Origin of the sequence: Sanguibacter sp. 25GB23B1 (assembly GCF_040012415.1) — a bacterium.
Lineage (GTDB): Bacteria > Actinomycetota > Actinomycetes > Actinomycetales > Cellulomonadaceae > Sanguibacter.
The window spans coordinates 1-10,135 of record NZ_JBDYKL010000058.1; the positions used below are offsets into that span (position 1 = coordinate 1).

Sequence of the window (10,135 nt, forward strand, 5' to 3'; positions counted from 1 at the left end):
CGGCCCTCTCCCGTGTCCAGCTGGGCCTCGGCTGGGATCCGGCGCAGGGCGGGTCGAACATCGACCTCGATGCGTCCGCCATCGTCCTCGGCCCGAACGGCAAGGACATCGACAAGGCGTGGTTCATGAGCAAGAAGGCGTGTGGTGGTGCCATCCGCCACATGGGCGACAACCTCACAGGTCAGGGCGACGGTGACGACGAGATCATCCAGGTGGACCTCTCGGCCCTGCCGAAGGGGGTGGCGGCGGTGGTCTTCACCATCAACTCGTTCGCGGGCCACAAGTTCACGGACGTGAAGAACGCCTACTGCCGTCTGCTCGACAGCACCACGGGCGCCGAGCTCGTACGTTTCGACCTCACCGACTCCAAGCCGAGCACCGGGGTCTTCATGTGCGTCATCCGCCGCGGTGCGGACGGCGTGTGGGAGATGGAAGGGATCGGCGAGTTCCACGACGGCAAGACCGTCAAGGCGATGGTCGGACCCTCAGCGCAGTACGTGTCCAGCGGGAGCTACTGACCCGCTCCTCCGGGCACCATGCACCAGGCACGGGGACGGCCCGTCCGGACCGCGGTGCCCCTAGAGGTGGGGGACGACAGCGGGCAGGAGCTGGTCGAACGTCCGACCGGTCGCAGCGGCGCCGATGGCGGTCATCGCCCACCCGGCCCCCTCACGGGTCACCTTGGCCATGATCTGGGCATTGTGCGTGCCCGAGCCTGAGAGGTCGTAGCGGGCGATCTCGCTGTTGTCCGACTCGTCGATCAGACGGCAGAACGCGCTCTCGATCTGCGTGAAGTCCTGCCCGGTGAACGAGTTCACCGTGAACACGAGGGTCGTCACCGTCGACGGCACACGGGTGAGGTCGACGATGATCGACTCGTCGTCGCCGTCACCGGCACCTGTCCGGTTGTCGCCGGTGTGCAGCACGGCACCGTCCCGGCTCGAGAGCTGGTTGAACCACACGACGTCGACGAGGTTCTTGGCCGAGTCGAACATGAGGCCCGACGCGTCGAGGTCGATCTCCTGGTCCTTCTTGCCGAAGAACCCCTTCTTCTTCATCGCGTCCCACCCGAGGCCCATGCGGACCCGCGTGAGCGTCGCCCCGCTGGACTTCGTGAGAGAGAGCTTCTGCCCCTTGGAGAGGTTCACTGACATGCGGTGGGTCCTTTCGACGTCGCCCGGTGACCAGGCGTCCTGGTGGTGCGTGCTGAGGTCATTTGCGGCCGCGGGTCCAGGTCAGGCCCCAGCCGTACGCCTCGTCGAGCGTCTGCTGGTTGCCCTGGACGTAGCGCACCTCGCGTCGGACCTGGAGGCCCGACGGGCCGTTCTCGATGAGCGCGATCGCGCACAGGCGCGCCTTGGGGTCGGCGTCGTCGAGCCGGACCTCGATCTCTGGTCCCGACGGAGGGTAGAGCGTGACGACTCCGTTGACGGCGGCCCAGCTCGCGGCCCCGGAGTAGATCGTGGCGAACACGAGGATCCTGCGGATCTGCCCGACGTGCTGGAGGTCGACGTAGAGGTTCTCGCCGCCCTTCGCCGCTCCGGACCGGTCGTCGCCGTCGAGCCACACGATCCGTGAGCCTGACCCGCTCACGGCCTCGAAAGCCCCGCCGAGCGCCTGGACGACTCCGCCGTCACCGTCGCTCAGCTCGTAGAGGCACCCGAGGTCGAGATCGACCGGCGCGGTCATGAGCTTGCTGAAGAACCCGCCCTTGCCGCCACCCTGCGTGTCCCAGTTGAGGTTCACGCGGACGACGCCGCCTCCCTCGCCACGCTTGGCGAGGGAGACCTGCGGTGCCGCCTTGGTCAGGGTGATCTTCGACAGCGAGACGGGCGCACCCGTCGGGTCCGCGGACGCGGCGGCCTTGCTCGGCCTCGTGTAGTCGATCCCCATGCGATCTCCTCGAGCTCTTGTGCAGCGGTGGTCGTCCTCGACGCCGGAGTGCGTCAGACCTCGACGGACTCCTTGCCCGGGCCTGGCGGCAGGGCCTCGTCGGGCTCGTCCTTCGTGTCGAGGCCGTGGATCCTGCGGTGACGCAACGAGGAGGCGAAGGCCGCCCCGATGAACACGACTCCGACCAGACCGGTGACGATCTCGTTGACGTGGACCTTGATCGAGAGCAGGAGGATCGCCGCGAGCGCACCGATGGCCCAGTGGGCACCGTGCTCGAGGAAGACGTACTCGGCGAGCGTCCCCTTCTTCACGAGGAAGATCGTGATCGACCGGACGAACATCGCACCGATGAAGCCGAGCCCGAGAGCGATGATCACGGGGTCGGACGTGATGGCGAACGCACCGATGACACCGTCGAAGGAGAACGACGCGTCGAGAACCTCGAGGTAGAGGAAGAGGAAGAATCCGGCCTTGCCGGTGGCCTTCGCCAGCTCGGTCGGGCCGCCCGACCTCTTGGCGACCTCGTCGGTGATGCTCTCGTCACCCTCGCCCGGCACCGTGAAGAGGCTGCCGAGCCCGTTGACCGCGAGGTAGGTGACCATGCCGAGCACCCCGGAGAGGAGCACGATGTGCGGGTCCTCGGCGAGGAGCTCTGCAGTGAGGAGCAGGAGGACCGTGCCGACGACGACGGAGAGGTTCTCGAGCTTGCCCGCGCGGGCGAGCGGACGCTCGAGCCAGGAGAGCCAGCTGATCTCGCGCTCTTCGAAGATGAAGTCGAGGAAGAGCATGAGCAGGAACATGCCGCCGAAGGCGGCGATCTGCGGGTGCGCCTCGTTGAGCTGGTAGCCGTACGTGCCGACGACGTCGGGGTCGCCCTTCTCCATCGCGAGCTGGAGCGCCTCGATGGGGCCCATGTCCGCCGTGATGCTGACGATGACGAGCGGGAAGATGAGCCGCATGCCGAAGACGGCGATGAGGATGCCGATCGTGAGGAAGATCTTCTGCCAGTAGGCAGACATCTTCTCGAGGATCTTGGCGTTGACCACGGCGTTGTCGAAGGAGAGCGAGACCTCAAGGACACCGAGGATCACGCACAGGACGAAGGCGGTCCAGCCGCCGTACAGGAAAGCGGCGATGAGGGAGACGACGGTGACGCCGAGCGACCAGCCGAAGGTGCGGAGAAACATGCGGTTCCTTGTCTAGGTGATGCCGAGCCGGTGCGGGGCGGCAACGAGGAGTACAGCGCGACGGCCCAGGGGTGGTCGTTCTTCCCCCGGGCCGTCGATCACGGTGCGACGCTGGTCAGACGTTCACGCCGAAGTCGCGGGCGATGCCCGCGAGGCCCTCGGCGTAGCCCTGGCCCACAGCGCGGAACTTCCACTCTGCGCCGTTGCGGTAGAGCTCGCCGAAGACCATGGCGGTCTCGGTCGAGGCGTCCTCGCTGAGGTCGTAGCGCGCGAGCTCGGCGCCGCCGGCCTGGTTGACCACGCGGATGAACGCGTTGCGGACCTGGCCGAAGCTCTGCTGGCGCGTGGCCGCGTCGTAGATCGACACGGGGAAGACGATCTTGTCGACCTCGGCCGGGACGGCTGCGAGGTTGACGTTGATCGCCTCGTCGTCGCCGTCGCCCTCACCGGTCGTGTTGTCACCGGTGTGCTGGACGGATCCGTCCACGCTGGTGAGGTTGTTGAAGAAGACGAAGTGACCGTCGGAGATGACTCGCCCGTTCGTGCCCGCGAGGATCGCGCTGGCATCGAGGTCGAAGTCGGCTCCGGTCGTGGAGCGGATGTCCCATCCGAGGCCGATCGTGACGGCGGTCAGGCCCGGCGCCTCTTTGGTGAGCGAGACGTTTCCGCCCTTGGTAAGACTGACTCCCACGAGTTCTCCATAGGCTCAGGACGAGAGCGTGCACTCCCGCCGGTTTCGATGGTCCGTTGCGATGAGGCAACGGCCCGACTATAACGCGCCAGGCCCTCGCAGGGATGGGTAGATGCCCTCCGGATCATGGGGAGAACTATCCGACCGTCGCTGGGCGTCGTCGTGCACAACGAGCGCGCCTGCCGCGCGGTTCCCGAGCCCAGGTCAGCGCAGGGTGAATCGATTAGGAGCTCATGAGGGCTTGGTCTTCACCCGCTGTCCCCGTACGGTCGTCGCCATGCTGACTCACCCGCGCCCAGCGCGCCTGCGCACACTGACCGCCGTCGCTCTCGGTGGCGCCCTGGCCCTCACGGCGTGCTCCGCCGACGAGCCCGCCTCCGGTGCGGGATCGGCGGACGACGTCACCGAGGCCACGCTGGAGATCACCGGCGGCGCCTACGCGCTCACGCTCGTGACCGGTGAGACGGACGGCCAGCTCTTCCGCGCCGAGTCGGAGACCGCCGAGCTCGAGCCCGTCGCCACCGAGACGGCCCCCGGACGGTTCGAGCTCGACTTCGCCTTCAGCGACGGTGCCACGGAGAGCGAGGTGACCGTCTACCTCGACCCCGACGTGCTCTGGCACCTCGACCTCAGCGGGGGTGCCAACACCCTCACCGCCGACCTCGCGGACGCCCGCGTGGGGTCGATCGACCTGCAGACCGGCGTCGCCACGTTCGACCTCGCGCTCCCCGAGCCCGAGTCCGAGGTCGCGATCACCCAGTCCGGCGGACTGTCCGAGTTCTCCGTGCACCTGCCTGCGGACGCGGCAGCACAGGTGACGTTCTCCGGAGGCTTCGGGGCGGCGACCGTCGACGGGGAGAGCCTCGCCCCCGGTCCGGCAGGCGAGGCGGTCGCCGGCGACATCACGGCCGAGCACTACGTCATCACGAACACCGGCGGGCTCGCATCGTTCACGCTGGACCGCACGAGCTGAGGCACTCGCTTTGACCCGTCGGCGCGCCGGGCTCACCCTGGGAAGGTGAACGAGGACGACGTACGACGTCAGCAGGCCAACTGGTTCCTGGGTGGTGCGCTGCTCGTCGTGGCCACCGCGGCAGGGCTCGCCATCTCCCTCGCGCGCGCCGAGAGGCTCTTCATCCTCGCCGGCTTCGCCGTGGGTCTCGCCGCGTACTGGGCTGTGAACAGGTTCATGCGGTAGCGGGCGACACCGTCAGCCCAGCGCGTCGAGCAGGCGGACCCACACCTGCCGTGGCCCGGGGAGCGCGGAGACGATCACGCCCGCGTGCTCGGCGCGCACGCCGGGTGCCGCGGACCGGGCGGTCCCGAGCACGGCGAGGGTGCCGTCGGGGAGCTCGGCCGCGCGTCCCGGCCCGACGCCGAGCCATGCAGCCGCGCGCGCCGGCGCAGCAGCGACGTCGACGACCTCGAGACTCACGTGGTCCAGCACCGGGAACGGCGTGGCCGGTGTCCGCACCGGCGGCGGCGTGGCACGGAGCACGGCATAGCCGTCGAGCCTGTCGACCGTCATCGCCGCGAGGACCTCCGTGGCACCCCGCGCGTCGGCCTGCAGCCCGAGCTCGACCGGGTACACCGTGAGCGCCGCCCGGGCGTCCGGGCGCGAGACCGCGCGCCGGACGAAGCCACCGAGGGGCGTCGCGACGCCCCTCGCGTCGATCAGTCCCGCGGCGAGCGGCTCGGGGCGCCAGCGCGCTGCGATCTTGTGGGAGCCGGTGACGAACACCTCGAGCGCGTCCGCGGTCATCCATGTGCGCGGCGAGGAGTACGCGAGCGGGACGTCCGCCATATCGCGCGCCGTCGTGCTCGCCGACGCCTCCGTGAACGACGCCTTGACGAGCGACAGGCTCCCGGTGGACGGCGCCTCGGTGGCCGGGGCACCTGCGGCGAGCCGCAGGGAGTCGAGCGCGTCGTCCACCGCGGCACCCAGCGCGCGCTGGTGCGCGACCGGGAGCGACGCGGTCACCCGGAGCAGGCCGGCGTCGAGCGCCACGAGGACGGTCGAGACCACGAGCGGGGTCGACATGTCATGGTGCGCGACGTCCACCCGGACGCCCTCGGGCGACGGCCGGGCCGCCGGCGCCCGGTCGTCCCACGGGACCGGCCACGGCACGCAGTCGAGGAGCCAGGCGTGCGGGTGGTCGGCGAGCGCGTCGGCCACGAGGTCACGCACGACCACGTCCACCTGCCGGAGCGGGACCAGCCCGTGGCGCTCGATCATCTCGATGCTGATCCGCGCCGCGACGACGCGCCCCGTGACGTCCGCGCGACCCGACGGGGCCTCGCACGTGACCGCGCCGACGTCCTCGACGACGCGCCAGCCGCGCGGGACCTCGAGGCTCGCACCGGACGCGGCGTGGCGCAGCAGCCCGTGGAGGCCGACGTCCTCGCTCACCGGCTCACCGCTCGCTCACTGGTGCTCCTCGCTCACACGGTCAGACGTCGATGCGGCGGGGACCCGCCTGCCATGCGTCCCAGGCGGACTGCAGGATCTCGTCGAGCCCCGCGTCGGCGTGCCAGCCGAGGACCGTGTTGATCCGCTCGGGAGAGCCGACGAGCTGGGGCGGGTCTCCTGCACGGCGCTCGAGGATCTCGGGGTCGATCGTCAGGCCGCTCACGCGGGCCAGCCCGTCGAGGACCTCCTTGACCGACGAGCCCGTCCCGGTGCCGACGTTGAAGACGTCGAACGGGCGCTCGGTGCCGTCGAGGTACTCGAGCGCGGCGATGTGCGCCTTCGCGAGGTCGAGGACGTGGATGTAGTCGCGGATGCACGTGCCGTCCGGGGTCGGGTAGTCGGCACCGAAGATCTTCGGGGACTCGCCCCGCTCGATCCGGTCGAGCACCATCGGGACGAGGTTGAGGACGGCCGGGTCCCCCAGGTCGTCCCAGCCCGATCCCGCGACGTTGAAGTAGCGCAGCGCGACGAAGCGCAGACCCCAGGCTCGGGAGGCGGCGCGGCCGAGCCACTCGCCGATGAGCTTGGTCTCGCCGTAGGGGTTGATCGGCTCGCTGTGGAGCTTCTCGTCGACGACCGAGACGGCCGGCATACCGTACGTGGCGGCCGAGGAGGAGAAGACGAGGCGCTCGACACCGACGTCCTCCATCGCCGCGATGACGTTCGCCAGGCCTGTGACGTTCTGCTGGTAGTAGTAGACCGGCCGGGCCACGGACTCACCGACCTGCTTGCGGGCGGCGAAGTGGATGACCGCGTCGACCTCGTGCTCCCGGAGCGCCTCCGCGATCCGCGCCTGCGCACCCTCGCCGGCGACGTCGAGCTCGATGAGCGTCGCGTCACCGATCCGGCCCGCCGCCCCCGTGCTCAGGTCGTCGACCACGACCACCGTGTCCCCCCGCTGCTGCAGCAACCGCACCACGTGCGCGCCGATGTACCCAGCCCCACCTGTCACCAGAATCGTCATGGCACGAGGCTACTCGGGTCGAACGGGTTCCCGGACGGGCCTCTCGTCCTTCAAGCGGGCGGACCCGACCGGTGATGGCTACGCCCAGCCGAGCTCGTGGAGCCGCTCGTCGTCGATGCCGAAGTGGTGGGCGATCTCGTGGATCACGGTGACGGCCACCTCCTCGACCACCTCGTCCGTCGTCTCGCAGATCGCGAGCGTGGGGTTGCGGAAGATGGTGATGCGGTCCGGGAGCGCTCCCGCCGCCCAGCCGTCGTCCCGCTCGGTGAGCGGCACCCCCTCGTAGATGCCGAGGAGCTCGGGGTCGTCGTCCGGGGCGTCGTCCTCGACGAGCACCACGACGTTGTCCATCGTCGCTGCCAGCTCGGGGGGCACCCGGTCGAGCGCGTCGCCCACCGCGTCCTCGAAGTCCTCGCGCGACATCTCCACCATGCGTTCATCCTCTCCTACCGGTGCGGTTCGCACGCACCGGTCCTCCCCTCCGGGTGCGGCGCGCGACCTGCGTCGCCGTAGGCGTGACCTGTGGTTTTGCCAACGACGGCAGCCAGGCCATATGATTTGCGAGGTCTTCGACAGCTCGACCCGTCTCAGACCAGGCCCCCATCGTTTAGCGGCCTAGGACGCCGCCCTTTCACGGCGGTAGCACGGGTTCGAATCCCGTTGGGGGTACGGACAACCGGACGATGTCTGGGTGTCGCACAAAGTGAGGTACGCTCTTCCAGGTTCGCCGCAAGGACCGAACCTGTTCGAGTGAAGCACAACCCTTGGTTCACAGCGTGACTCAAGGCCCCGTAGCGCAGTTGGTTAGCGCGCCGCCCTGTCACGGCGGAGGTCGCGGGTTCAAGTCCCGTCGGGGTCGCTTGACAACGGATGCCCGGTCAGAATCTGGCCGGGCGTTCGTCGCAAGGCTCTGTAGCTCAGTTGGTAGAGCGTTCGACTGAAAATCGAAAGGTCACCGGATCGACGCCGGTCGGAGCCACCATCAGCACCACCCGATTCATCGCAGAGCCCCGCTCGGTCCGCCGAGACGGGGCTCTCGTGCTTCCTGACGCCTGCACCTCTCCAGACCGACGGCGCTGCACCGCTCTCCGATTGCCACCTCGGCCTCCTGAGGGTTGAGTGGTCCCAGGGAACGGCCCCGCGCGAGCAGGACCACCGGATACGGCCCTACGATGCGTCATGAGTACCGCGTCATCGGCAGCGTGCCGGCGCCCGCTCCGCGCGGACCGTTCAGAGCACTGCACGTGGATCACATCTGACGACGTGTGCGACGACCATGGGAAGGTGTGATGAGGATGACCGACCGGAACGAAGGGCACCCTGACGGCCAGAAGGGTGGGCCGTCGATCGGCACGCTCATCAATCAGATGACCGACAGCGCCACACGACTGATCAAGGCGGAGATCGCCTCGGCCAAGGCAGAGATGGCCGAGAAGGCGAAGAACGCCGGCATCGGCATCGGCCTGTTCGTAGGGGCCGGTCTCTTCGCCCTCTACGGGCTCGGCTTCCTTCTGCACTCCGCGATGGCCGGCCTGGCGAACGTCGTCCCGCTGTGGCTCGCCGCACTCATCGTGGGCCTCGTCCTCATGATCCTCGCCGGCGTCCTCGCGATGGTCGGCAAGAAGCTCCTGTCCCGCGGGCTCCCCCCGCAGCCGACCCACGCGGTGAAGAGCGTCCAGCGCGACATCGCCGCCGTCAAGGAGGGGATCTCCTCATGAGCACGACCGACCGTTCTGAGCTCGAGGCCGAGATCGCCGTCGCGCGCGCGCAGCTGGCCGCGTCCGTCGACGAGCTCGCTGCCCGACTGAGCCCGAAGGCCCTCGCCGCCGAGGCCGCCTCGACCACGAAGCAGGCCGCGAACGACGCCGGCGCGTTCCTCACGGGCAACGGCCTGCCTGTCGGGCCCGCGAGCCGTGCACGCAACGCCAAGGTCCTCCTGGGCGCGGCGGCCGGCGTCGTCGTCATCGTCGCGCTGGTGATCATCAAGCGTCGATAGGACGCCAGGCGCGGCGCACGGCGCAGGGTCCGTGAACGTCAGAAGGGACCGCTCCCCCCCTGGGGCGGTCCCTTCTGTCGTGCGGTGGTGCGTCGTGCAGACGGGTCACGCGCCGCGGCGCGCGCTCAGCTCGTCCTCGACGACGACTCCGGAGTTCGCGAGGAGGCCCTTGACCTCGACCTCACGGTACCGACGGTGACCACCGAGCGTACGGATGGACGAGAGCTTCCCGGCCTTCGCCCATCGCGTGACCGTCTTGGGGTCGACACGGAACAGGCTGGCGACCTCTGCGGGGGTCAGCAGGACTTCGGGCTCTCCACGGTTGATGGTCATGACGTACCTCTTCCTGGCAACCTCCTGGCTCCGGGGGTGTTCGGAACTGTGCGATCAGGTCGTTGCGCTTTCATCCATTATCCCAGTACGGGCGATTCGTGCGGTGCCAGAAGTCGGGTGAAAAGTGGGTGAAAACGGCACATGCGTCACGAGCGAGACGTAGATCACCCTCCGTCGGCACCGCAGAACCCCTGTTCGACCCCTACCTGAGTAGTCCTAGGCCGCGCGGAGCATGTACCGTTGACCCACGAACAGACGAAACTTACCCCGGGGCCGCGCGTCTGAGAACGTAGCCGCCCCGCTTCTACGTTGAGGGGGGTCGGAGCCATGGGCCGCGGCCGTCAAAAGGCAAAGCAGACCAAGGTCGCTCGGGACTTGAAGTACTGGAGTCCTGACACGAACTACAAGGCTCTCGAGCAGGAGCTGACCGGTCACAGCCGAACCGATGTAGCTACGGACACTCGCCACGTCGCGAGCAGATCCGATGACACGGACGACTGGGACCGCTACGCGGACCGGTCCGACGAGCGTTGACGTCGCGTCGCCGACGCTCTCCTGAGACACGTGAATGATCATCCAGCGCGCCCGACCACCGGTCTGT

At 68.8% G+C, this 10,135-nt stretch carries 14 protein-coding genes and 3 tRNA genes; 9 read left to right on the forward strand and 8 right to left on the reverse strand.

The features are described 5' to 3' along the window. On the forward strand, positions 1-518 hold a 518-nt coding region (locus tag ABKW26_RS19640; protein WP_348595778.1), incomplete at its 5' end, for a TerD family protein. A 60-nt stretch (positions 519-578) separates the two neighbouring features. Here ABKW26_RS19640 and ABKW26_RS19645 read toward each other — a convergent pair. The 4 genes from ABKW26_RS19645 to ABKW26_RS19660 all read right to left on the reverse strand — a co-directional run bounded on the left by ABKW26_RS19645 (position 579) and on the right by ABKW26_RS19660 (position 3,771). Then, complete coding sequence (locus ABKW26_RS19645) at positions 579-1,154, reverse strand: TerD family protein (RefSeq protein ID WP_348595779.1); 576 nt, start codon at positions 1,152-1,154, stop codon at positions 579-581. Positions 1,155-1,212: 58 nt separating this feature from the next. Continuing rightward, the gene (locus tag ABKW26_RS19650; RefSeq protein WP_348595780.1) at positions 1,213-1,893 is read right to left on the reverse strand and encodes a hypothetical protein; all 681 of its coding nucleotides are present in this window, start codon (positions 1,891-1,893) and stop codon (positions 1,213-1,215) included. Between the two features lie 53 nt (positions 1,894-1,946). Then, positions 1,947-3,080: a DUF475 domain-containing protein gene (locus ABKW26_RS19655; protein WP_348595781.1), complete on the reverse strand. Its 1,134-nt coding sequence runs from the start codon at positions 3,078-3,080 to the stop codon at positions 1,947-1,949. A gap of 115 nt (positions 3,081-3,195) precedes the next feature. Beyond that, the gene (locus tag ABKW26_RS19660) at positions 3,196-3,771 is read right to left on the reverse strand and encodes a TerD family protein (protein WP_348595782.1); all 576 of its coding nucleotides are present in this window, start codon (positions 3,769-3,771) and stop codon (positions 3,196-3,198) included. A 277-nt stretch (positions 3,772-4,048) separates the two neighbouring features. Between ABKW26_RS19660 and ABKW26_RS19665 the strand changes: the two genes are divergently transcribed. Further along, positions 4,049-4,744, forward strand: coding sequence for a hypothetical protein (locus ABKW26_RS19665; protein ID WP_348595783.1), 696 nt, complete (start codon positions 4,049-4,051; stop codon positions 4,742-4,744). Positions 4,745-4,789: 45 nt separating this feature from the next. After that, positions 4,790-4,969: a hypothetical protein gene (locus tag ABKW26_RS19670; protein ID WP_348595784.1), complete on the forward strand. Its 180-nt coding sequence runs from the start codon at positions 4,790-4,792 to the stop codon at positions 4,967-4,969. A 12-nt stretch (positions 4,970-4,981) separates the two neighbouring features. Here the strand turns inward: ABKW26_RS19670 and ABKW26_RS19675 are convergent, their stop codons facing one another. From ABKW26_RS19675 to ABKW26_RS19685, 3 genes are all read right to left on the reverse strand, one after another. Then, positions 4,982-6,181 (reverse strand): hypothetical protein, encoded by a 1,200-nt coding sequence (locus ABKW26_RS19675; protein WP_348595785.1) that lies wholly within the window; start codon positions 6,179-6,181, stop codon positions 4,982-4,984. Positions 6,182-6,221: 40 nt separating this feature from the next. Further along, positions 6,222-7,205 (reverse strand): UDP-glucose 4-epimerase GalE, encoded by a 984-nt coding sequence (gene galE, locus ABKW26_RS19680; protein ID WP_348595786.1) that lies wholly within the window; start codon positions 7,203-7,205, stop codon positions 6,222-6,224. A gap of 78 nt (positions 7,206-7,283) precedes the next feature. Continuing rightward, positions 7,284-7,637 (reverse strand): metallopeptidase family protein, encoded by a 354-nt coding sequence (locus ABKW26_RS19685; protein WP_348595787.1) that lies wholly within the window; start codon positions 7,635-7,637, stop codon positions 7,284-7,286. A gap of 164 nt (positions 7,638-7,801) precedes the next feature. On the opposite strand from ABKW26_RS19685, the gene ABKW26_RS19690 reads away from it, so the two are divergent. The 5 genes from ABKW26_RS19690 to ABKW26_RS19710 all read left to right on the forward strand — a co-directional run bounded on the left by ABKW26_RS19690 (position 7,802) and on the right by ABKW26_RS19710 (position 9,201). Further along, positions 7,802-7,874 (forward strand) — tRNA-Glu (locus ABKW26_RS19690). A 116-nt stretch (positions 7,875-7,990) separates the two neighbouring features. Further along, positions 7,991-8,064, forward strand: a tRNA-Asp gene (locus ABKW26_RS19695). A 47-nt stretch (positions 8,065-8,111) separates the two neighbouring features. Continuing rightward, positions 8,112-8,187 (forward strand) — tRNA-Phe (locus tag ABKW26_RS19700). A 313-nt stretch (positions 8,188-8,500) separates the two neighbouring features. Beyond that, a complete protein-coding gene (locus tag ABKW26_RS19705; RefSeq protein WP_348595788.1) occupies positions 8,501-8,923 on the forward strand; it encodes a phage holin family protein in 423 nt (140 codons plus the stop codon). Then, on the forward strand, positions 8,920-9,201 hold the full coding sequence (locus tag ABKW26_RS19710) for a DUF3618 domain-containing protein (protein ID WP_348595789.1): 282 nt from the start codon (positions 8,920-8,922) through the stop codon (positions 9,199-9,201). The genes ABKW26_RS19705 and ABKW26_RS19710 overlap by 4 nt, the downstream gene beginning before the upstream one ends. 105 nt (positions 9,202-9,306) lie before the next feature. Here the strand turns inward: ABKW26_RS19710 and ABKW26_RS19715 are convergent, their stop codons facing one another. Beyond that, on the reverse strand, positions 9,307-9,534 hold the full coding sequence (locus ABKW26_RS19715) for a BldC family transcriptional regulator (protein WP_348595790.1): 228 nt from the start codon (positions 9,532-9,534) through the stop codon (positions 9,307-9,309). Between the two features lie 327 nt (positions 9,535-9,861). Between ABKW26_RS19715 and ABKW26_RS19720 the strand changes: the two genes are divergently transcribed. Continuing rightward, the gene (locus ABKW26_RS19720; protein ID WP_348595791.1) at positions 9,862-10,068 is read left to right on the forward strand and encodes a DUF3073 domain-containing protein; all 207 of its coding nucleotides are present in this window, start codon (positions 9,862-9,864) and stop codon (positions 10,066-10,068) included. Positions 10,069-10,135: the final 67 nt, after the last annotated feature.